Below are 22,549 nucleotides of genomic sequence, written 5' to 3'. Positions count from 1 at the left end.
GTATGAGCACTTTTCACGTGCGCCAATTTGTGTCTGTCCCCTATTTCATCCAGCTCATGGTGACGACGACGCTCGCCACCGCACTGGTGCAATTCCTGAGTTTCCGAGCTTTCGGGGCGATGAGCGCGACCCAGGGGTGGGTGCGTGCCGGGATTATCGGCATGTGGACCACGGCCACCTGCGCCGCCGGAATTATTGGTTTCGAGCGTTATAAAGGCACCCTCGTCTATCTGGTGAGCGCGCCGATTGGGGCGCTACGGAGCGTGGCGGCAGTGGTGGCTTCGGCCGGTTCCTTCGGGCTGGCGGCATTCCCGGTGGCCTGGGTGACGTGGGCTCTATGCTCCGCCTCGGTCACCTTTACTGCACCGTCCTGGGGATTTGCGTGCGGCGTTGTTCTGTTGTGGATGGGGTGCTTGAGCGTATCCTTCGTCATCGCCGCGCTTTTCGTGCTCACCCCGAACGCGATTAGTTACGAAGGTCTGCTTTTAGTTCCGATGTTTTTAGCGTCCGGCATTCTTTTTACGACGACGGCGCCACCCGCGTGGCTGGCCTATCTTTCCCTCTTCGTACCCCTCTCAATGCCCACCTCCCTGCTCTTCGGAGAGGTTATTACCGGGAGTGACGTGGCGATCTGGGCGGTCGCGCTGGGTGCGTGGCTGACGGTGGCGGGAGTGGCAGGGCGCGCGGCACTGCGCCGTGCTACCCGCTCCGGGACTTTGGAGGTGATGTGATGCTGACGCGCTATCGCTCGATCATTCGGGTCTCCTGGGCATCCTCGGTGACCTTTGCGACGGTGGGGACGGCGGTGACCACTCTCCTGGTTCTTCCTCTCCTCGACGTGCTTTTTGATGTGGTGCTCGGCAATGACGTGGGGACCCCGGACCTGGTGCGCACCGGCTATGCCGCGGCGCTGGTTGCTTTGGCCACGTCGGTGGCCTCCGGGGTGGTCAGCGCAGTGGCAACCGACCGGGCGCTAGGGATCTTCCAGGAGGTTCACCTGCGCCGGCGTTTCGACGTGGTGTACTGGGTGGCGGTGTCCACCATCCCATGTGCCTTGGCAGTCTCCACCGGTAGTGCAGCCATCGGCGCCGTCTTCCTCCTCTCCCCGGACAAAGATGCGGCACTACTGGGACGAGTAGCGCTCTTAGCGGTGGCTGCCTTGGTATGTGGGGTGCTGCTCGGAGTGGCAGCAGCCGGGATCGGAGTGGATCTGCCCGATCCATATCTGGGGGCGACACTGCTCGCGACGTTCCTGCCGGTGTTTACCGGGGTGATTGTGCCCCTCGATTACTATCCGCCCGCGCTGGCAGCACTGGCGAATGCGGTCCCCCTCTCGGGAACCATTGCCGGTATCGCGGCGCCAGCCGGGTGGTTGGTAGTCCGCGATATTGCGGTTGCGGCGATCTGGGCAGGTATCGGTGTGATAGCGACCCGCCATGCGGTGGCTCGGCTGCGTTCGGGGATGCGAAGGGATGTTGTATGAGTTTTCTGGGCTTTGATGAACGCTGGGCGGCCTACCTGAAAGTCGCGGAAATGAACCTTGGCGACTCCGCGCGCGTGCACGGCGGGCGGATCGCCGCGGTACATCGCGGCGCCGTCGAAGTGCTCCTCGTTGATAAAACCGATGTGCTGGACTCCCCCAGGTATGGCCCCTCGGACGGGGCATTGGTGCGCATTGACCTCGATATTCCGGGCCACTGCCGAGATAGTGAATCCTGGCCGCCGGTGGTGGGTGACTGGGTGGGCGTGGATGATGCCGGGCATATTCTCGACATTTTGCCGCGCCGTACCTACCTCACCCGCCCGTCGGTGGGCCGTGCCGCTCTCGAGCAACCTATCTGCGCGAATATTGATGTGGTTCTCATTGTGGAACCCGTGGTGCCAGCAGCCAGTCGCGGACGTATCGAACGTTTCGTGGCCCTGGCCCACGCCAGCGGGGCATGCCCCTGGCTGGTGCTCACGAAGGCAGACCTGGCAAACCCGGCAGATCTCCAGGAGCTGGGTGAGGGATGCGAGGAGGTGCTTGCGCTTGATGCACGCTCAGCTGTGGACGTGGCGCGGCTCGTTGAGCGCCTCTCCGGCACGGTCGTGGTGGTGGGGCGCTCCGGCGCGGGGAAATCCACTCTCACCAATACTTTGCTCGGAGCCACCCAGGAGGTGGGAGCGGTGCGCGAAAGTGACCATAAGGGTCGGCACACGACCACCGGGCGTCAGTTGGTTTGCGGAGAACACTTCGCGGTCATTGACACTCCCGGGGTGCGCGCTTTGGGAGCCACGATGGACACGGAGGCGATTGCCGATACCTACGCGGATATTCGCGAATTGGCTGCTTCGTGCTATTTCGCGAATTGTAGCCACGGGCGTGAGCCGGGGTGCGCGGTGCGTGAGGCCAGCGCGAGCGGGGCGTTGGATGCGGACCGTCTGAACCGCTATCTGCGGATGATGGCGGAAGCGGAGCGGTTACGTTCCCGCAGCGATGCGCGAACGGCGCGGAGCCAGGACCGACACTCCTCGAAAGAAAACACCCGCGGGCGGCGAGAAACGATGCGTCTGAAGGGTAAAAACCGCGGATAACAGTGCAAAAACCCCGACTAGTTCCAGAATAAAGCTAGAACCATCCACAGGCTGCGAATACGTATGGACTATCCACAGCCTGTAGGTGCCCGCTGGCGGGTGAGCTCTAGTCAGGGAATGCTCAGCCCTATGAAGACTCTCAGGATTTTTGCGACTCGATTCCCCGGTACGCGCTGTGGCCCGGGTACAGCGGCTGGTTCCCGGGCCACAGTGCGCTCCCGTTCCCGTGCGAGGCGCATGATCGTGGCACGCTGCTTGGCCGCGGCAGGCGCGGCTCTCACCCTGGTAGCGAGCCTCATTTCGCAATCGGCATCTGGCACAGTAGCGCCGTCGTCGGAAAACACTCCCACGCAGGCGGCAACTTCGGCAACGGAAAGTAAGCCAAAGGCACCGGTGGCATCCGCGCTCATGGCGAACGTCAGGAATACAACCCATACGACGGCCGCGCCTCCCCGCGCTACTGGCTTCCGCTCCCCTACCGGTAGCGAACCTGTGATCACTCGCCCCTTTGATCCACCGAAGCACAATTGGCTACCTGGACATCGCGGAGTGGATGTGGAGCTCCCAGCGGGTAGCCCCGTCCTTGCCGCTGGCACGGGCACCGTGGTGTATGCCGGGATGCTCGCGGACCGCCCCGTTATTTCTATTGAACACGCCAATGGCCTGCGCACCACTTACGAACCGGTCGAACCACAGGTACGGCGCGGGGATACCGTGAGTACCGGAATGGTGATTGGGACATTACTGGCCGGCCATGAGGATGGCGGGCGCTTCCCCGGCGATGTTTTGCACTGGGGTGCACGGCGCGGGAAAACCTATATTGACCCGCTCTCGCTTCTCTACCGGCGTGAGATTCGTCTTTATCCTTGACCCGTAACGCTTCAGTAATGCTCCTGCGATACTTCTTTAGGCCCGCGGGTGGGCTTGGGCGAAAGCAGCCCGGAGCCTGTCGGCGCTGACGTGAGTGTAGCGCTGCGTGGTTTGCAGAGATGAGTGACCGAGGATCTCTTGCACACTGCGCAAGTCTGAGCCGCCGTTAAGAAGATGCGTGGCAGCGGAATGGCGTAAATCGTGCGGGGTAATATCGGGTACTCCCGCACGGCTGGCAGCCCGGTGCACGACGTCACGCAGCGAACGCGGGTTGAGACGCCTGCCTTGTGCCCCCAAAAAGAGAGCCCGGGTCGGTTCTTTCATAAGAGCGGCACGCGCGGGCAGGTATTCCTGCACGGCCCGCATAGCCGGCACCCCGTACGGGACCACGCGTTCCTTATTTCCTTTTCCGACGACGCGCACCGTCAAATCAGGGCGAACCTGGTCAATATCCAGAGAACAGACTTCGCTCACGCGCAAACCAGCCGCGTACATGAGCTCGAGGGCCGCCCAGTCCCGGTAGGCGAGAGCTTTTCCGCTCTCGACCGCATGGCTTTTCGCGTTGTTAAGCAACTGTTGGGCCTGATGCTCATTGAGAACATGCGGGAGCTCGTTGGTTACCCGAGGTGATTTCAACCGTGCTGCCGGATCCGAAGCGGTATAGCCGCATCGGTATGCCCAGGAACTAAAAGTACGTATCGCAGCAGATTGCCGGGCCATTGAGGCTAGGGCACTCCCGTGTTCGCGCGAATGGGCTAGCCAGGCCCGCAAATCAGCCAGATCCAGGTGTTCGAGATCAATATCAAGATCGGATGAGTCCTGATCCGCCGTCTTGTTTCCGGTAGATAGCTCGTGAAGGAAAGCGAGGAGGGACACCACCTCGTGTAGATAGGCGCGGATCGTATGTTCGGAGTATCCGCGGCGCAGCCGTAATTCTCGCTCATAACGGTCCAAAATATCTGCTACTCGCATACTCCCCAGTTTATGCGAGCCTTATGTGGCCCGCTGCCGGCTCGCTTCTCGAGCCTGGGGCGTCAGGCGCCACTTCCCTCCCCGGCTCTCCGCAATTCCTGCTATCTCAAGTTTCCCGAGGGCCGCCATCACTTCGGTAAATCCCATTCCCGCGGTCTGCGCTATTTTATCCAGCGGCTGGTAATTGCGAGCCGGTAGCGCGTCGCGCACCCGCACCGCCCGGGGATCCCCGGCAAGCGGATCGGTCACAGCTAGCCCGAGCCCTAATTGCACCCCGCCGGCAAGCGCGTAAGTAACCGTTCGGCTGGCCGATGCGCCGCGGTGATCAGCCGTGGTGTTCCCCTCCGCCACCCGAGCGCGATCTTGGACAAATTGCTGGCCGGCGCTAAAGCCGAGCAATTCCACAATATCTTCCACCCCGGTAATACACACCGCGCCTTCTCGCAGCAGCCGATGGCAGCCCGTTGAACACATCGCGTAAATGGATCCGGGCACTGCCCCGACCGGGATGCCGTAAGTATGTGCGTGCCCCGCGGTATTAATGGCGCCCGACCTATAGGGAGCTTCAATAACAACAACGGCACGTGATAGGCCGGCAATGATCCGGTTCCGGGCCAGAAAACGGTGCCGGTGAGGGGCATTGCCCGGAGCAGTTTCGGAAAGGGCAAGCCCGCCAGTATCAAGAATCCGCGCGAAGAGTTCCTGGTGGGCTTTAGGATAGGGCCGGTTGATCCCGCTGGCAAAGACCACCGCGGTCGGAGCGTTCGCGAGTATAGCGCCACGGTGAGCAGCCGCATCAATACCAATGGCTCCCCCGGAAACAATAAGAGCGCCGCGTTCAGCAAGTTCGTAACTAAAATCGGTGGCGATCTTTTCGCCATAGTCGGTAGCGGCGCGGGAGCCCACCATCGCGAGCGCGGGGCGATCCAGCGCCGCAATATTTCCTTTCCACCATAGTCCCAACGGACGTTGTTCCCCGAGCTGTGCTAAGGATCGCGGCCAGGTGGGGCTACCCGGGTAGGTGAAGCCGTAACCTCGGTTAAGTAGTTCACGGTCGCGCGCAAAGCCCTGTGCATCGTAGCGGGCACTCCAGCGGGCAGTGGCTGCGCGCAGCGATTCAGGAATCGGGGCACCCGCGCGTATTTCTTCCAACCAATCCAGAGCTCCGGCGTAACCGAGATGTTCGGTGAGCGCAACGGCATGGTAGTCCTCCCCTTCGGCCAAGCGTGTCCATGCCATTGCTGCGGTTTCTTCTTGCGTGCTGGTGTTTTTCGTGCCGGTGGTTCCGGGGTGAGCCGCTACCGTGTCGGACGTTTCCGCGGCGGTTTCTCTTGCGCCGGCAGCTCCGGTTATTTCGCTGCCGGTCCAGGGTGTTTTATCCTCCGTCATAGCCAAAATATCCTTTCCCGCGCAGGGCAAATGCCCCGGCAACGTCGTCGGTGGTGGGCTGTGTATGGCCTGATAGATCTGCAAGGGTCCAGGCAACTCGCAGGATTTTATCCGCCGCCCGCATGCTGATGAGGCCGCGGGTGAGGGCCTCGCCCAGGCTCGCGCTTGAACTGGGTGCTAACTGGGTATGCGCACGGAGCCAGGTACCTGGTATCGCCGCGTTGATATCCCAGGTTTCAACCCGGAAGCGGTGGTGTTGGCGTTCACGTGCTTCGCGCACCCGCGCCGCGACCGTTTCGCTGTTATCCCCACTACTGCCCGCGGCTAGTTCGGCCCGGCTAGGCCTGGGCAGATTCACTATGAGGTCGATGCGATCCCGGAGCGGGCCTCCGATGCGGTGCTGGTAGTGGGCGCGGTCTGCCCCCGAACAGGTGCAGGAGGTTGGGGAATCAAGTAGCCTGCCGCACCTGCACGGGTTTCCTGCTCCTACCAGTTGGAAACGGGCCGGGAAGCATACCGAGCCTTGTGCGCGGTGAATATGTACTTCTCCCGATTCCATGGGTTCGCGGAGGGACTGGATGGCTCTGGTGGTGAATTCGGGAAGTTCATCGAGGAAAAGTACACCGTGGTGCGCTAGGGAGATAGCGCCGGGACGGGGCCGGCTGCCTCCTCCCACCAGAGCGGTGGCACTTGAGGTGTGGTGGGGTGCCACGTAGGGAGGCCTGGTGGTAATCTCCTCAAATTGCCCGACGATGGAGCGAATGCTGGCGCTTTCTACCGCTTGGGAGCGGGTGAGGGGAGGCATGATTCCGGGTAGCCGGGTTGCCAACATGGATTTGCCCACGCCGGGCGCCCCGATCATGAGAAGGTGGTGGCCACCCGCGGCAGCTATTTCCAAGGCGTGGCGGGCCAGGTATTGGCCCCGTACCTCCGCGAGGTCACCAATATCGCTACTGGCACGGGGCTGTGATACCGGCACGGGTGGCGGTGGTGGCACCGAATCACTAGCAACTCCCAGGCGCTGCGCTATCTGGGTGATATGCCAGATTTCTCCCACTTGGATCTGGGCCAGCGCAGCTTCGGCTCCGCAACCGTGCGGAACGATGGCGTGCTGGAAGCCGTGGTGAGCGGCGCCCAGCACGCACGGTAATACTCCCCGCACCGGGCGCACCGATCCGTCCAACCCTAATTCGCCTAGGAAGACGCTTCCGGGCGGCACGTGGGTACGGGCCTGCGCAGCGAGGATGGCGGCAGCGATCGCCACATCGAAAGCGGTACCAACTTTCGGGGTATCTGCCGGAGACAGATTCACAGTGACGCGCCCGGCCGGGAAGGGGATCCGAGCCGCGGCGAAAGCGGCTCGGATGCGTTCGCGTGATTCGCTCACCGCCGCATCTGGCAGGCCAACGATAGTGAAATTGGGCAGTCCCGAAAGGATCGCTACTTCCACCCGGATAGGCATGCCCCTGACACCGAGGATAGAGACGGTATGGGAGGTGCCAATCATGAGGCGTTCCGCAGATGGTCGATAGTGACGGGACCGGAGGTGGGCACGTTCACGGCCACGATATCCACCGCGAGTGCGGGGTAGTTTCCACCTTCTACGTGGAGCCACTGCGCCAGAAGATGGCGAAGCCTGCGATATTTTTCGGTACTAACGGCCAGAGGAGCGGGAACCGTATTCCGCCCGCGGCGGGTTTTCACCTCAACCGCAACCAGTGCGCCGCTGGGTTCTTCGCGGCATACCAGGTCAATTTCCCCGCACCGGCATCTCCAATTCTGGGCCAGCACGTGGTAGCCGCACTCCCGCACATATGCGGCGGCCACGTTTTCTCCCCATTCTCCGACCTCCCGAGTGGTGGCGGAAGGAGGAAGTGGGGCGAGCTCGTTGCGAGCAATGGTGGCATGCAAAGTTTCACACTGGTACATGCCCCTAGTGTGACGCGGATATTACCAATGGTGGCTCGGGCGGTGCGCGACTGAGGATAGCGTCGTCGTTTCAGATACCTGTGGATAAACGTAAGCTTCGCCTAAGCTCACGACGCAACGTTCTCCCGATTAAAGCGAGGAACCCGGAAGATCAAGTTCCCGAGTAATATCGGTTTGGTTGAGCTCTTCGATATTGACGTCTTTAAAAGTCACCACCCGTACCGAACGAATGAAACGGGATGTGCGGTAGATATCCCACACCCACGCATCGCTCAGGTTCACCTCGAAAAACACGTCACCTGCAGTCGAGGATCGTACTTTCACGTCTACGTCATTGGCCAAGTAAAAACGCCGTTCGGTTTCCACCACGTAGCGGAAAATCTTCACAACATCGCGGTACTCGCGATATAACGCGAGTTCCAGTTCGGCTTCGTAGCCGTCAATCTCGCTCATTATTCACTCCTTACCGCGGGCAAATGCCACGACATTCGATGATACGGGCTCGGCCCCACCTGCGCGATGGCGTGGAGGTGAGCACGGGTACCGTACCCTTTATTATGTTCCCAATCGTAATCGGGGAAATCTTTCGCGAGTGCCTCCATATATCGGTCTCGCTCAACTTTAGCGACGACGGATGCCGCGGCAATCCCGGCGCAGGAAGCATCCCCCTTAATCACGGTGGTGACCGGAAGCTGCGGGACCGTCGGTTCGGCATCGAAGAGGGAATCTTGGACCCACCAATTGTGTTTTCCGTCTAAGAGAACAGCATCGGGGCGTAATCCGGATTTCTCCAGCTGGGCGAGAGCATCCGCAGCCGCACATCGCAAGGCTTCAATAATTCCCACCGTGTCGATCACACTGGCGGCTGCGCTTCCCACCGCTACCGCGAGCGGCCAGTCGCGGGCCGCCTGGTAGATCGTTTCCCGCCGGTGCGCACTCAGCATTTTTGAATCCCGTAATCCGGGTGGGAAGTCATCCGGAGTACTCCCATCCAGGAGGGCAATACCCACGCAGACCGGTCCGGCGATGGCACCGCGACCCACTTCATCCACTGCGGCGAGAATACCCCCGCCGCGTGCCTCGAGCCGAGCCAATAGTTCTTTTTCGACTGTGCGATCAGGTTCCTGCACGCGTACTACCTGCCCTGCCCGGAAAGCACAGCAAGGGGAAGCCCCGGCTGGGCCGCCGTGGCTGAATATAAGGAACGCGGATCAACTGGATTTTCCGGCAGTGCCACCCGCGCACCCGCGGGTGCTGCCGGTTCGGGGACACCGGAAAAAACGTGGCTCATATCGGGCAAACGCCCGTGACGGCTCCACGGTGAGAAAACGTACCAGGCCCGGCCCACAACGTTTTCTACCGGCACGAATCCATTTCCGGATTCACGCTGATGCCACCGCGAATCTTTAGAATTGGCGCGGTTGTCCCCCATCATCCACAGGTACCCTTCCGGAACCTTCACCTCAAATTTCTGCAAGGAGGGCGACACCCCGTAATTGAGATATTCCTCCGTGATCGGCACGCCATTGACCTGCACGCGACCATCTTCCCCGCAGCAGCTGACGGTATCCCCACCTTTAGCGATAATTCGTTTCACCAGGTAGTGACCAGAATCTGCCGGAAGAAGCCCGATGCCTTGCAGGATCCGAGTTCCGGTTTGGGCAATCCAGGACCGGTTTTCTTCCACATCATCAAGCCATCCGCCCGGATCCACAAAGACCACGATATCGCCGCGGCGTAACTCCTCATTATCGGTCACCATCCGGTTGACAAAAAACTTATCCCCGGTACTCAACGTGGTTTCCATGGAACCGGAAGGCACATTAAAAGCTTGTATAAAGAAAGTTTTTATAATGACGGAGACGAGAAGAACGACGGCGACAGTGAGGGCCATCTCCACTACGCTACGCAGGCGCGAGTTACGCACGGGGGCTTCCCGGGCGTCCGCCTCGGGGCGCACCGGAGCAACCTCGGGAGGGTAGGAGGGAGGCTGCTCCGTATTGGCAGCGGAGGACTGACCGTCCGTTGTATTCATGGTTACTCCTCCGTGGTTCACATATGCTTCCGCTCGGGCGAGTTCATCTCGCAACGCATCAGCGTAGAGACCTTCATCCGCGTTCGAGAGCTGCTCCGTGAGCGTTAGCCTTAAGCGGGCTTCAGCTGCATTTATCTTAGCGGGCCCCTCCGACACGTTTTTTGTCTCGTTAGATTCCGGTGGTGTAGACAAGCAAGGCTGCGGCTCTGGCTCTGGCGCCGAATGCTCCGCTGCCCTCACTGCAGGTTGCAGGGCCTGCAATTCTGCCCCATCAAAGAGGTCGTCAAGCTCCGGTAGTTCGTCCACGTCCGGTACCGCATGCAGGTTCTGTACCTCAGGTGCGGGAGCGGCCCGGCGACCACGAGCCTGGCTCCGGTGGGTCCGCCCTGCCGGCCACCGCGAGGCATCCTCCGACGCCCGTGACCCGCCTGACGTGCCCTCGCCCATACGCCCCTCCGCCCCTGCATTAGATAAAAGATACGCGTATTCCATGCTACCAGCGCACGTGAACGTACCTGGGGTTATCCGCGCCGTCGCGCCACATTATTTTAGTAAAGCTCCAGGAATAACTCAGCGTTGCTCTACCGTTATCGGAACTTATCGGAGAAGATGGTGCGCACGGTTTCCTAGGTTATCGGCCCGGGGTGCCCCAGATAAAAATGGACCCGCACCGGGGCGCGGGTCCATATGTGAACGAGAAGTTCGTACCGTTCCTTACTTGGAATCGGTGCGACGTTCGCGAATCTTCGCTGCCTTACCGTGGCGATCACGCAGGTAGTACAGCTTGGCGCGACGCACCCGACCGCGGGTAATCACTTCGATGGATTCAATGGAGGGGGAATGCACCGGGAACTTACGTTCCACGCCCACCCCGAAGGAAATCTTGCGGACATCGAAGGTGGCGCGCAGGCCATCACCCTGGCGGGCAATAACAACACCCTGGAACGCCTGGGTACGGGTGCGGTTACCTTCCACGACGCGCACGTTCACACGCACGGTGTCACCGGCGCGGAAATCGGGGATATCGTCGCGCAAACGCGAAGCATCAACTACATCAAGAGTCTGCATTATTCATTCACTTTCCGCCTCTGCACGCAGGCCAGGGGCGCTGTTATCGGTTAAGATCTCGCCGATGCGCGACCCCCTGCGGCAGGCACAGCGCATTATGAAAGCGAGGAAACTCCACTATTATGCCACAGTCAGCGGACAGGTAAAAATGAGATCCGAGTTGATTACCTCACCCACCTGGAATTCTCGGGTAGCTACCTTTCGGAAACCGCACCGTTTGTAGAATCGTTGCGCGCGCCGGTTGTCTTTATTTGTTCCGAGCCACAGGTACGGTGCGGACGCCACCTCGGCATCAAGTATTCTGTCTCGGCATGCCTCCACCGTTGCCTGCCAGAGCAGATCCGCTACCCCGCTCCCGTGCCAGCTGCGCTCCACGTAGAACTTTGATAGCTCAAGCAACGGGCCTTTCCGCTCCGGAAGGTGCATGACTGGTGCACCGTCCTCGCGCCCGGCAACGTCGTCGTCCCCCATTCCCACCGTACTATCGGGAAGCAACATGAGACTGTACCCCAGCAATTCCCCGCGCGACTCTCCGCTGGCGGCACGCACTACCACCGTCACCCAGTGGGGGTCGGCAAGGTATTTTTCGAAAGCTGCGACGGAAAGATTCGCCGCCTCGAACGCGGCAATATCCGCTTCCCTAAGATAACGCGGGCAGGCATCGGGGAAGGTGCGGGCGGCCAGGTTAGCCAGCTCGGTTGCGGTGCGCCGTCGAACCTCGTGCAGTCGCGCACTGTCCGGTAGCGCCCCGTCCGGGTCCAGCCCGTTCTCAAGTACCCCACCTGAAAACGTTTCGTCCGGTAGCGCCCCGTCGTCAGAAACGACGGCGCCCGCCACCCCCAGGGCCTCGGTATCCACCGCCACCGGGTGGGCGTCACTGGTGCGCCATACATAGCCCGCCGCCGCGAGCGCCGGCCGGTCGTGTTTGTCCAGCTGCGAGGTATCTAGCTCCGCGATCATATCGGGACGGCGCGCAGCGGTGCGCGCGATGGCTTCGTCGCGCCGGTAGCGCGCCACCGCCCCGTGATTGCCGCTGAGCAGTACTGCGGGCACCTCGAACTCACGCCAGCGCACCGGGCGGGTGTAGACACGGTATTCGAGCAAACCGGCCGCACCGTGCGATTCTTCCACGAGGGACTCCGGGTTCCCCACCATGCCGGGGATAAGACGGGTAACCGCCTCCACGAGGGCCACTGCCGCCACTTCCCCACCGTTGAGGACATAATCTCCGAGAGAAAACTCCTCTACGCGCACACCCCGCCCACGATAGTGCTCAGCTACCCGCGCATCAATTCCCTCATAGCGCCCGCAGGCGATAATGATGCGCTCCCGGGTGGCCAGGTCTTCGACGAGGCGCTGAGTGAGGGGCCGACCGGACGGGGTGGGCATCGCGAGAGTAATTGTTTCCGGAGAGCTCGGGCCGATGAGGTCATCGAGAGCACGACCCCAAACATCCGGTTTCATGACCATGCCAGCCCCGCCTCCGATGGGGGTATCGTCCACGGTGCGGTGGATATCGCTGGTCCAGTCGCGCAGATTGTGGGTGCGAATATCAACGACGCCGCGACGGCGCGCCTTGCCTACCAGCGATAAATCGAGCACGTCGAAGAATTCCGGAAAAACGGAAACGAGGTCAATGCGCAAGCTCGCCATTACTTCACTTCCTCAGCGCTGTTTTCCTCCGTCATGCTTTCTTCGGCGGCGCTAAGTGCGTCCCCGGCTGCGCTGAGTGCCCCGGCCAGGTCATCACCGTCCACTACGATCATGTCATCTTCGGAAAAAAGCCCGGCCGGGGCATCAACCACGATGCAGTGGTCATCCAGATCCACCGCCGTCACGATCTCACGCACGAAGGGCACGCGGGTAATCCGGCCATCCGGCTCACGCACCACCAGGATATCCTGGGCGGGGCCGTTTTCTAAGCCGGTAATAATACCGAGCTCGTAACCTTCTGGGTCGAGGACTTCCAGACCGCGTAGCTCATGGGCATAATAGGCATCTTCTTCGGGCTCATCCTCATCAGTTTCCACGACGAGACGCACCCCTCGCAGCGCTTCTGCGGTGTCACGCGTGGTGGATTCAGCGAAGAGCGCGTAGGTAATTCCTCGGTATTCTCGAGTGCGAGTGATGGTGAGCGGCCCGAAATCCGCCGGATCTGTTTCCAGCTGGGTCCCCACAGCGAGGCGGCGCGCGGGCGAATCTGTGCGAACGTCCAAACGGACTTCCCCTTTAAGCCCGTGCGGCGCCCCGATAATAGCTACCGTCAGTTGCATCGTGTCCTTCTCTCAGTTCCCGCACACGGTGGGGAACGGTGGTGGCTCATACAAAACCGGCCCGCAACCCCGAAAGGTTGAGGGCCGGTATGCCGCTACGTTAGTTACGGTCCGTTTCGATAACGTCCACGCGCACGGAGCCTTCGTCCGAAAGCGCGTTGACGACGGTCCGCAGCGCCTTGGCGGTACGCCCGCCACGGCCGATCACCCGACCGAGATCGTCAGGGTTCACCCGAACTTCCAGAAGTTCGCCACGACGATTACGCGATGCCGAGACGTTGACATCATCCGGGTAATCAACAATTCCCTTGACCAGGTGTTCCAGAGCGTCCGTCAGCATTAGGCTTCCTCGGTTTCCACTTCGGTAGCTTCACCGGTTTCGGCTTCCCCAGCTTCAGCGGCGGCAGCAGCTGCGGCTTCCGCTTCGGCCTTCGCCTTTGCTTCAGCGGCGGCAGCGCGGCGCTTTTCGGCATCGTCCTGGACCTTCTTGACCGCTGCGGCGCGCGCTTCTTCAGCGTTCACCGTTTCCGGAACACGCAGGCGACCCTCCTGACCATCCTTGTATCCCTTGAACTTCTGCCAGTCACCGGTCACCTTAAGCTGCGCGAGCACGGCTTCGGTGGGCTGAGCACCCACACCGAGCCAGTACTGAGCCCGATCAGAATCGATACGGATGGTAGACGGCTGGGTATTGGGATCGTAGTAACCGATTTCCTCAATAACCTTGCCGTCGCGCTTGACGCGAGAATCCGCCACGACAATACGGTACTGGGCCGCACGGATCTTACCCATGCGCTTCAAACGAATTTTGACTGCCACTTTTGTGGTCAATCCTTTCTCATTGGGGTGGATTACCCGGCCGGTTGGGGGACGCGCACCGTGCAATCCGTGAACACGGACAATACCGGGTTGAGAGGGACCCGGCATCCTCCAAGTACATCTAGCTATTCTGCCAGAATTTTCCGGCGGAAGAAACAGGCAGTGCGCAGCTGCGCGGTGAGATCACTTACGCCGTCGGTCCGCTACGGTGCCGGTGCGGACGCGCGACAGTCACGGCGCGAACCCCTATCCCACCGTTTCAACCTGACAAGCCCCGCCGTGCCTGGCAAGATGGGAAGCGTGAATACCCTCGCTCCCGCCACCGCAGCCTGCACCGTTGGCACCGTTAGCACCGTGGGCTCGCCCGCGGTTGTGCCCGCACCTACCTCCAAGCTCGTGCGCTACGCCTGGCTTTCCGTTGCGGCCGCCCTCGTCACCATTGCACTCAAAGCAGCTGGCTACTGGCTCACCGATTCGGTGGGCCTTCTCTCCGACGCCACAGAATCCTTAGTTAACCTGGCCGCGGCGGTGGTCGCGGTACTGGCTCTCTCCGCGGCCGCAAAACCCGCAAATGCACGCTATACCTACGGACGCTCGAAGGCCGAGTACTTTTCTTCCGCCGTGGAAGGTGCCATGATTTTTGCGGCAGCCGGTTTTATTATTTTTTCCGCCATTGACCGCATTATTCACCCCCAGCCGCTGGCTGCGCTGGGATGGGGCTTGGGCATTGTGGCGCTCGCATCGTTAGTCAATGGAATTGTCGGTATAGTCCTGCTGCGCGCTGGCGCGAAGCACCGTTCTCCCACCTTGCGTGCCGACGGCAAACACCTTCTCACGGATGTCATCACTTCCGTTGGGGTGATCGTGGGCGTGGGATTGGTGGTGCTAACTGACGAACCGCTGCTAGACCCCATCGTCGCTATCCTCGTTGCGGTCAATATTCTAGCCACCGGAGTTAAGCTGCTGCGCGAGTCGCTCGCGGGACTCATGGACGCAGCCCTGTCCGAGCCTGATACTGAAAAAATCGTGGCGATTCTACGTTCGCACACCCGCCGTGAGGTACGTTTCCACGGGCTGCAGACCCGAGTGGCCGGACGCGATTCGTTTTGTAACTTTGATCTGTTGGTCCCCTCCGCATGGACGGTGCGCGAGGGCCACGAGCTCGCTGAGGATATCGCGGAGGAATTACGCGCCGCGGTGCCTCACCTCCGCGCCCTCATCCATGTGGAGCCACTGGAGGACCCGCGCTCCTATGAGGATATTCCGGAAGGTTACGTGCCGCTGGGCGGTATTTCCGATGCGGTTCCGGATATTGTGGTGGAGGCTTTAACCACCGGAAAGAACGACGACGCCGCTACTTCCCAGAAATAACCACTCTGCCACGAACGGCGCCGCGGGCAAGATTCCTCCTGCCCACTGCGCCGTCGTCGTTATTTAAGGAAGCGCTTGAGCTCTTCCATGCTTGCCATATCGGGTGCCGCCGGGGCGGAGCCGGGAAGCTGGGTGCCCTTGCCGAAAGCCGAGCCCCGTTCGGCACGCTGCCGTGCCGCCGCGGCTTCGGCTTCCTGCCGGGCGCGTTTCGCCGGATTACCCGAACGGCCCTTCTTACCACCCGAAACGTTCTTCTTCGCGCGTTTCTGCTTGCGTGATCCCCCGCCAACGCCGGGCATACCGGGCATACCTGGGATTCCGCCACCGCGGCTCATCTGCGTCATCATCTTCGCGGCACCTTCAAAGCGCTGCACCAACTGATTGACTTCCTGGACGGTGGTTCCTGAGCCTCGGGCGATGCGCTGGCGGCGCGAACCGTTGAGAATTTTCGGGGTGCGGCGTTCGGCAGGCGTCATGGATTGGATAATGGCTTCCACGCGCCCCATCGAGGATTCATCCCACTGTTCGAGGGCTTCGCGGTACTGACCCATTCCGGGCAGCATCCCCATGAGTTTCTTGAGTGAACCCATCCGTTTAATTTGGTTCATTTGCACGAGGAAGTCATTGAGGTCGAAAGCCCCCTCGCTCATTTTCTCGGAAAGCTCGCGCTGCTGTTCTTGCGTCCAGGTGGCTTCGGCACGTTCGATGAGGGAGAGAATATCGCCCATATCGAGGATGCGGGAAGCCATGCGGTCGGCGTGGAAGCGTTCGAAATCTTCCAGTTTTTCGCCGGTGGAGGCGAAAAGGATTGGTTTGCCGGTCACGCCACGCACCGAGAGCGCCGCGCCGCCGCGGGTATCGCCGTCGAGCTTGGTGATAACCACGCCGGTGAAGCCCACCCCATCTTGGAAGGCCTTCGCGGTGGCGACCGCGTCCTGACCGATCATGGCATCGATAACGAAGAGAACTTCGTCGGGGTTGACGGCAGCCCGAATATCAGCTGCCTGCTGCATGAGGACCTCGTCGATACCCAAGCGTCCGGCGGTATCCACCACGACGGCACCGTAGCCGTTCGCGGCCGCGTAATCTACACCGCTAGCGGCCACCTGGATGGGGTCGCCCACCCCGTTACCGGGTTCGGGAGCCCATACGTCCACTCCGGCACGCTCACCCACCACCTGAAGCTGCTGCACGGCATTAGGCCGCTGCAAATCGGAGGCGACGAGGAGCGCTTTGCGGCCCCCGCGCGCGAACCAGCGCCCGAGCTTACCGGCCAGCGTGGTTTTACCCGCGCCCTGGAGACCGGCGAGCATGACCACGGTGGGTCGTCCCTGCGCAAAATTAAGTTCCCGAGTTTCCCCGCCGAGAATCTCAATGAGTTCGTCATTAACAATTTTGACGATCTGCTGCGAGGGATTGAGAGCCTGGGAGCGTACCGCACCGGTGGCGCGTTCGCGCACCGCGGCGGTGAACTCGCGCACCACGGGAAGCGCGACGTCGGCGTCCAAAAGGGCACGCCGAATCTCGCTAATGGTGGTTTCTACATCCGCTTGGGTGAGCACACCCTTGGAGCGCAGATTCTTGAATGCACCGGAAATCCGGTCGGAAAGATTATTAAACACTGGCCAGCCTTCGCGTCAACAAACTCGTTCCATTGTAAAGCAGGGTGCGCGAGCGCGCATATTCACCCGCTGCCGCACGTCAAACTCGAATCTAGCGGCGGTGGACCTGTTCCGCAGCACCGTCGCGCTGTAGCTCAGCTATGCATGTCCTTGGCTCGGCTATGCATACCTTTAGCTGAGCAGCGAATCGACGAAAGCTTCCGGATCGAAGGGTGCCAGATCGTCCGGTCCCTCCCCCAGGCCCACCAGCTTAACGGGCACGCCAAGTTCGCGCTGCACCGAAATAACAATGCCGCCCTTGGCAGTGCCGTCCAGTTTGGTCAGCACGATCCCGGTTAGTCCTGTCACCTCCGCGAAAACACGGGCCTGCTGCATCCCGTTTTGCCCCGTCGTGGCGTCCAGAACAAGGAGAACTTCATTGACCGGCGTGGTGCGTTCCATGACACGCTTGATTTTTCCGAGCTCATCCATGAGCCCGGCCTTATTTTGGAGGCGCCCGGCGGTATCCACGATAATCACGTCCACACCGGTTGCATCTGCCTGCGCCACCGCATCAAAAGCAACGGAGGCCGGATCTGCCCCCTCACGATCCGAACGCACAACATCCACACCCACTCGGTCGCCCCAGGTGACCAACTGATCGGCTGCGGCCGCGCGGAAAGTATCTGCTGCACCGAGCAGCACCGTGGTTCCCTGCGCGCGCAGCAATCGCGCGAGCTTACCGACCGTGGTGGTTTTCCCGGTGCCATTCACACCCACCATAAGAACCGCCGCGGGATGCACCGCCCCGGAATCCGTTTCACTGCGAGTGAGATTGAGGGAGCGATCCATATCTGGACCTACGTGGCGTAGCAGCTCCTCGCGCAAAATCTCACGGACCCGTTGCGGATCGGTGGTGCTTTCAATTTTCACACGCGAGCGCAGACCCTCCATAATCTCGCTGGTGGCATCCAGCCCCACATCGGCCATGATGAGGGTATCTTCCAGTTCTTCCCAGTCCGCCGCGGAGAGATCCCCGCGGGAAAGAATCGCCAAAAGAGCCTGCCCGAAGCCACCCGAGTGAACCAGCCGGGCGCGCAGGCGCTGCATCCTGGAGGGAAGGGATTCGGGCTGTTCAACCGCCGGAACCGTAACGATATTCGGGGTGGTTTCACCGGAGATTTCTCCGACGGCTTCTTCAGCGGTACCTTCCGAGGCTTCCGCGGTGGAATCCCCTTCGAGAACCGGGATGTTCCGACGTTCCAATTCCTCGCGCCGCTGGTTCTTCTTCACCAGGGAAATAACGAGGGGAACAAGGAGGAGGGCAACAACGCCCGCGATGACAAGTGCAAGAACTACAGGATTATCCACTCCTCCAGTCTTGCAGAGGGTGCCGGGTTTTTCCAGCTGGTGCCCTATCAGGCACTGCGCCGTTCGCGCGTTTCAGCGTCTTCACCCTCGACGCTTTCCTCAATATCAACGGTGCAGCTTTGGCCGCCAGCACCGTCAATGACCACGTCCGCTACCAGAGCACCATCCGGCTCCCCGGCAAAATCCGCCACATGGATTTCTTCCGGTACACCCGTGGAAACATAGGCAACGTCCGCCTCCGTGCGAGTATCTTCTACAGCACTTTCAGCACGACGGCGCAGCGGCGGTGCGGGAATACGCGCCCGCAGTTTTTCACTATTGCGGCGCACCGTTTCCGAGAGTTCACGCTCCGTTTCCCGAGCTCGATCAAAGTGCTCATCGAGGGTTTCGGAGGTGATATAAGCTTCGGATTCGTGCGCGAAAGCTTCGAACATATCGTCCACCGCCGTATCGTGGTGGACGATGTCATAAGTGTCCATATCCAGTTCATCAGAGCGCCACGCGTCAAATGATTCCGCGACGGATGCTCCGGTACTTTTCCCGGAATTCCGCGCGAATGACAGGGCATACACCAGCGCCGCGGCAGCAATAATGATGGCGATAACAACGATGATAAGGGGCACGGTCTTATTATGAGAATTTTCGCGGCGGCCGGCTACCTCCGACCCGCACACTTGCGCAATTGTTACCGAACTGCAACGTAACTCTCGCTATTCGCGCAGTTCAGACATGCGCTGGGATACCACGGTGGAAACCCCGTCCTCGCGCATCGCTACCCCGTACAGAGCATCGGCGATTTCCATTGTCCGCTTCTGGTGGGTGATGACCAGGAGCTGGGAAGAGCGCTGCAATTCCCGGAAAATCTCGAGAAGGCGCCCCAGATTGACATCATCGAGGGCTGCTTCTACTTCGTCCATGACGTAGAACGGGGAGGGACGCGCCATAAAGATTGCCACGAGGAAAGCAATGGCGGTGAGCGAGCGTTCCCCACCCGACAGCAAGGACAGCCGCTTGACGCGCTTGCCGGGTGGCCGCGCTTCGATTTCCACCCCGGTGGTCAGCACGTTCTCCGGGTCGGTGATAATGAGATGCCCTTCCCCACCCGGGAAGAGGCGAGCAAAGACCTGCTCGAAACGGGCGCTAATATCGCTGAGCGCGGCTTTCATGACGAGGGTGACTCGTTCATCAAGCTCCGCCACGATATCGAGAAGATCGGCGCGGGTCTTCTTCAGGTCATCAAGTTGCTGCGCGAGGTACTTTTGACGTTCTTCCAGCGCGGCGTGCTCCTCCAGGGCGAGCGGGTTAATGGTGCCCAGCCGCGCGAGGGCTCGCTGCGCCGTGGCCAGGCGCCGTTCCTGTTCAGCCCGCACGTAGGGCACCGCACCGTCCTCGGTGGGAACCTGGGTATGCGGTCCGAATTCCTCTACGAGTGTGGCACTATCGATGCCCAAATCCTCGAGGGCACGGGTGGCCAGCTGTTCGTATTCCATGCGGGCACGGGCAGTTGCCAATTCACGGGCGTGGGTGGAATCTGCGAGGTCGCGTTCGCGGGTACGCAGCTGATCGACGCGTTCGCGTAGGTGCGTGAGCTGCCCCTCGGCGCCGTGTTGTTCTTCTTCTACCCGACGACGCTGCTCGGCCACCTCGGCACGTAAGCTGCGTACGTGCGCTAAGGCTCGCACCGCCGCGGCCGCGACCTGTCCTGCCAGCACCGCATGTTCGGCGCGAACCTGGCGGGCTCGTTCTTCCCGTTCAAGACGTTCGCGGGCCAATCGAGCCCGGTTATCCAGGGCATCAGCGCGCCCACTCAACGCTCGGAAACGTTCTTCTGCGGTGCGCAGCGCCAATCGAGCCTCCGTTTCTTGTTTACGGGCGGCCACAGCGGCTTCGTGCGCGGTATCGCGCTGCCGGGAGAGACGCGTCAGTTCACCATCATCGGGAATCTCAGTAGCATTTTCTTCGGGCTCCGCGAAACTTTCTAGCTCTGCCTGCCGTGCGGCAATATCTTCCCGCAAGGAGGCGGCGCGCGCGACGGCGCGTTCTTCATCGGCACGGGCCGCAGCGAGGGCTTGGCGTAAAGCTCCTAATTGGGCAGTTGCGGCAGCCAGATTAGAGTCCCGCGCCGTCAGTTCGCTCCCGGAAGCCTCGGCGCGGGCCCGAGCCTCTTCCTCGGTACTCTCAGCTTTTCGCAGCGCACCAGCTGCTTCATCAGCGGCAGTGGCGGCGGCATCAAGTTGCTCGGAAGCGTCCTGATAGGCAGCTTGGCGGGTGAGGGTGGCAGCGGCGGTGGCTTCTCCCCCGGTAGCGGTGCACGCCGTGATAACGTCCCCGCTCGTTGTTACCGCGCGGGGTGCCCCGGCTGCCACGAGCAGGCGGGCTGTAACAAGATCAACGGTGAGTGCGGTGCCAGCTAGGAGCTGCTTGAGGAGGCCAGCCAGGTCACTGCCCGTCCCGGACCAACTCACCACCGATAATGCGCGCACGGCGGCATCCGGATCCGGGCGCACCGTCTCGAAAGCGGCGCTGAGTTCACCTTCGCGCGCGGCAGCTGCGGCGTCGTCGTTCTTCCCTTCCGTAATCGTGAGCGTGAGACGCCCGGCTTGCGCCTGCGCGGCGCCACGCAAAATATCCACGGCGCTGTCGAGGTCATTCACCACCGCACCGGCGGCGGTTCCCGCCAGTGCATTTTCCGCCGCACTTTCCCAACCGCGTTCCACGTGGAGGTGGTCTCGTAACAACGCCGCACCGTGCTCGATAGCCCACGCGGTGGCATCTTCCGGTTCCAAAGAGAGCGCGAGGGTATCAACAATGGCCTGTAGGCGCGCCATCTCCTCGCGAGCACGTACCTCGTTCGCGCGCGCCTCTTCCACGGCAGCGCGGGCCTCCAGATGAGCCCGGGTATGTTCTTCATGGGCGGAAGCGAGGGTATCGTCCCCGGCGGAGGTAGCGACGAGCTCCTCCTCAATATCCGTGACCTGCACGCTGGTAGTCTGCACGCGCTGGCGCGCGGCCGCCACATCCTTGTCCACACGTTCAACTTCAGCCGCGAGCGCCTCAAGCCGCGAGCGTACGGCGGTAACCTTCCCGGCACGGCGTGCGGCGTTCTCGCGAGCGTCGGCGCGCACTCGGCTCGCCTCGTTATAGGCGCGCTCGGCCACAGCTTCCGCAGTTTCAGTTTCCTCCCGCTGGGTGAGGACGACGCGCAAAGCATCCTGAGCATCGCGGACGCGCCCCTCAAGTTCTTCTTCTTCGGCCCGGGCCCGTACAGCTCGCGCATGGAGCTCCTCCGGGTCGTCTTGGCCGCCCCGTGCAGGCATGGTGCTCAGGGTGCGTTCACGTTCGCGCGCCAGCTCGTCCATGGCGCGAAATCTTTCCTCGAGGGAAGCGAGACGTTCGGAGCTATCCCGAAGAGCTGAGAGCTGCGGGTTGAGGCGCGCGTGATGGTCCTCTGCCGTAGCGAGGGCGGCTCGGGCCTGAGTGAGGGCCACTTGGTTTTCTTCGCGCAGCTGAGCGGTACGCTGATCTTCAGCAGCTCCGGCTTCCAGCCTGGCCTGCGCCTGGGCCAGATCATCAGCGAGAAGACGAGCCCGCGCGTCGCGTTCGGTTGCCTGAATGATCTGGGCACGGCGGGCTGCCTCAGCCTGTTTGGCGAGCGGTCCGAGCTGACGGCGCAGCTCCGCAGTGAGGTCCTCCACCCGCGTGAACGAACCCTTCATTGCTTCGAGCTTGCGCAGAGTTTTTTCTTTACGGCGACGGTGCTTGAGCACTCCGGCAGCTTCTTCCACAATATTGCGGCGCTCTTCGGGACTCGAAGTGAGGACTTCATCGAGGCGGCCCTGCCCGATAATGACATGCATTTCGCGCCCCATGCCGGTGTCTGAGAGAAGTTCTTGGACGTCAAGGAGGCGTGCCGGCGTACCATTAATGGCATATTCGGAACCGCCGGCACGGAAGAGGGTTCGGGTGATCGTCACTTCCGAATACTCAATGGGGAGCACACCATCAGAATTATCGATAGTAAGGGAGACTTCCGCGCGTCCGAGCGCGGGACGGCGCGACGTGCCAGCAAAAATAACATCCGCCATGGAGCCACCACGCAAAGTTTTCGCACCCTGTTCGCCCATCACCCAGGCGAGAGCATCCACCACATTGGATTTCCCTGAGCCGTTAGGGCCTACCACCGCATTAATCCCGGGTTCAAAGCGCACTGTGGTGGCGGTGGCAAAGGATTTGAATCCTCGCATGGTCAAGGTTTTTAAGTGCACGATTACAGATTA

At 61.3% G+C, this 22,549-nt stretch carries 21 protein-coding genes; 5 read left to right on the top strand and 16 right to left on the bottom strand.

What is annotated here, in order from left to right; genetic code table 11:
- The first annotated feature begins 2 nt into the window (after positions 1–2).
- From AC5RK6_RS03850 to AC5RK6_RS03835, 4 genes are all read left to right on the top strand, one after another.
- Positions 3–731 carry an ABC transporter permease gene (locus AC5RK6_RS03850; RefSeq protein WP_320757298.1) on the top strand — a complete coding sequence of 243 codons (729 nt, stop codon included), beginning with the start codon at positions 3–5 and terminating at the stop codon, positions 729–731.
- Positions 731–1,483, top strand: coding sequence for an ABC transporter permease (locus AC5RK6_RS03845; RefSeq protein ID WP_320757299.1), 753 nt, complete (start codon positions 731–733; stop codon positions 1,481–1,483). The genes AC5RK6_RS03850 and AC5RK6_RS03845 overlap by 1 nt, the downstream gene beginning before the upstream one ends.
- Complete coding sequence (rsgA, locus tag AC5RK6_RS03840; protein ID WP_320757300.1) at positions 1,480–2,574, top strand: ribosome small subunit-dependent GTPase A; 1,095 nt, start codon at positions 1,480–1,482, stop codon at positions 2,572–2,574. The genes AC5RK6_RS03845 and rsgA overlap by 4 nt, the downstream gene beginning before the upstream one ends.
- A gap of 237 nt (positions 2,575–2,811) precedes the next feature.
- A complete protein-coding gene (locus AC5RK6_RS03835; RefSeq protein WP_320757301.1) occupies positions 2,812–3,444 on the top strand; it encodes a M23 family metallopeptidase in 633 nt (210 codons plus the stop codon).
- Positions 3,445–3,480: 36 nt separating this feature from the next.
- On the opposite strand, the gene AC5RK6_RS03830 is transcribed toward AC5RK6_RS03835, so the two are convergent.
- The 12 genes from AC5RK6_RS03830 to rpsP form a co-directional block, all read right to left on the bottom strand.
- Positions 3,481–4,416 carry a tyrosine recombinase XerC gene (locus tag AC5RK6_RS03830; RefSeq protein ID WP_320757302.1) on the bottom strand — a complete coding sequence of 312 codons (936 nt, stop codon included), beginning with the start codon at positions 4,414–4,416 and terminating at the stop codon, positions 3,481–3,483.
- A gap of 21 nt (positions 4,417–4,437) precedes the next feature.
- Positions 4,438–5,805, bottom strand: coding sequence for a DNA-processing protein DprA (gene dprA, locus AC5RK6_RS03825; protein WP_320757303.1), 1,368 nt, complete (start codon positions 5,803–5,805; stop codon positions 4,438–4,440).
- Complete coding sequence (locus AC5RK6_RS03820) at positions 5,792–7,312, bottom strand: YifB family Mg chelatase-like AAA ATPase (RefSeq protein ID WP_320757304.1); 1,521 nt, start codon at positions 7,310–7,312, stop codon at positions 5,792–5,794. Before AC5RK6_RS03820 ends, dprA begins: the two co-directional genes overlap by 14 nt.
- Positions 7,309–7,734 carry a YraN family protein gene (locus AC5RK6_RS03815; protein WP_320757305.1) on the bottom strand — a complete coding sequence of 142 codons (426 nt, stop codon included), beginning with the start codon at positions 7,732–7,734 and terminating at the stop codon, positions 7,309–7,311. Before AC5RK6_RS03815 ends, AC5RK6_RS03820 begins: the two co-directional genes overlap by 4 nt.
- Positions 7,735–7,863: 129 nt before the next feature.
- Complete coding sequence (locus AC5RK6_RS03810; RefSeq protein WP_016442473.1) at positions 7,864–8,187, bottom strand: DUF2469 domain-containing protein; 324 nt, start codon at positions 8,185–8,187, stop codon at positions 7,864–7,866.
- Entirely contained in the window at positions 8,187–8,864 is a 678-nt protein-coding gene (gene rnhB, locus AC5RK6_RS03805; RefSeq protein ID WP_320757306.1) for a ribonuclease HII, read from the bottom strand. The genes AC5RK6_RS03810 and rnhB overlap by 1 nt, the downstream gene beginning before the upstream one ends.
- 5 nt (positions 8,865–8,869) lie before the next feature.
- The gene (lepB, locus tag AC5RK6_RS03800) at positions 8,870–9,769 is read right to left on the bottom strand and encodes a signal peptidase I (protein WP_320757307.1); all 900 of its coding nucleotides are present in this window, start codon (positions 9,767–9,769) and stop codon (positions 8,870–8,872) included.
- A 714-nt stretch (positions 9,770–10,483) separates the two neighbouring features.
- A complete protein-coding gene (gene rplS / locus AC5RK6_RS03795; RefSeq protein WP_016442470.1) occupies positions 10,484–10,837 on the bottom strand; it encodes a 50S ribosomal protein L19 in 354 nt (117 codons plus the stop codon).
- A 120-nt stretch (positions 10,838–10,957) separates the two neighbouring features.
- Positions 10,958–12,481, bottom strand: a complete 1,524-nt coding sequence (gene trmD, locus AC5RK6_RS03790; protein WP_320757331.1) for a tRNA (guanosine(37)-N1)-methyltransferase TrmD — start codon at positions 12,479–12,481, stop codon at positions 10,958–10,960.
- 8 nt (positions 12,482–12,489) lie between these two features.
- Positions 12,490–13,110: a ribosome maturation factor RimM gene (gene rimM, locus AC5RK6_RS03785; RefSeq protein ID WP_320757308.1), complete on the bottom strand. Its 621-nt coding sequence runs from the start codon at positions 13,108–13,110 to the stop codon at positions 12,490–12,492.
- Between the two features lie 100 nt (positions 13,111–13,210).
- On the bottom strand, positions 13,211–13,450 hold the full coding sequence (locus AC5RK6_RS03780) for an RNA-binding protein (RefSeq protein WP_016442467.1): 240 nt from the start codon (positions 13,448–13,450) through the stop codon (positions 13,211–13,213).
- Positions 13,450–13,929, bottom strand: coding sequence for a 30S ribosomal protein S16 (gene rpsP, locus AC5RK6_RS03775; RefSeq protein ID WP_320757309.1), 480 nt, complete (start codon positions 13,927–13,929; stop codon positions 13,450–13,452). The genes AC5RK6_RS03780 and rpsP overlap by 1 nt, the downstream gene beginning before the upstream one ends.
- A gap of 291 nt (positions 13,930–14,220) precedes the next feature.
- On the opposite strand from rpsP, the gene AC5RK6_RS03770 reads away from it, so the two are divergent.
- Positions 14,221–15,300 carry a cation diffusion facilitator family transporter gene (locus tag AC5RK6_RS03770; protein WP_320757310.1) on the top strand — a complete coding sequence of 360 codons (1,080 nt, stop codon included), beginning with the start codon at positions 14,221–14,223 and terminating at the stop codon, positions 15,298–15,300.
- Between the two features lie 59 nt (positions 15,301–15,359).
- On the opposite strand, the gene ffh is transcribed toward AC5RK6_RS03770, so the two are convergent.
- From ffh to smc, 4 genes are all read right to left on the bottom strand, one after another.
- Positions 15,360–16,922: a signal recognition particle protein gene (gene ffh, locus AC5RK6_RS03765; protein WP_320757311.1), complete on the bottom strand. Its 1,563-nt coding sequence runs from the start codon at positions 16,920–16,922 to the stop codon at positions 15,360–15,362.
- Positions 16,923–17,093: 171 nt separating this feature from the next.
- Positions 17,094–18,272 (bottom strand): signal recognition particle-docking protein FtsY, encoded by a 1,179-nt coding sequence (gene ftsY, locus AC5RK6_RS03760; RefSeq protein ID WP_435730796.1) that lies wholly within the window; start codon positions 18,270–18,272, stop codon positions 17,094–17,096.
- A 47-nt stretch (positions 18,273–18,319) separates the two neighbouring features.
- Positions 18,320–18,895 carry a hypothetical protein gene (locus AC5RK6_RS03755; RefSeq protein ID WP_320757313.1) on the bottom strand — a complete coding sequence of 192 codons (576 nt, stop codon included), beginning with the start codon at positions 18,893–18,895 and terminating at the stop codon, positions 18,320–18,322.
- Positions 18,896–18,982: 87 nt separating this feature from the next.
- Positions 18,983–22,516: a chromosome segregation protein SMC gene (gene smc / locus AC5RK6_RS03750; RefSeq protein ID WP_493926366.1), complete on the bottom strand. Its 3,534-nt coding sequence runs from the start codon at positions 22,514–22,516 to the stop codon at positions 18,983–18,985.
- Positions 22,517–22,549 lie beyond the last annotated feature (33 nt).

The organism is Actinotignum sp. usb-actsch-213, assembly GCF_059085665.1.
Note: the sequence above shows the minus strand (reverse complement) of the source record. Positions and strands in the feature narration are given on the sequence as shown.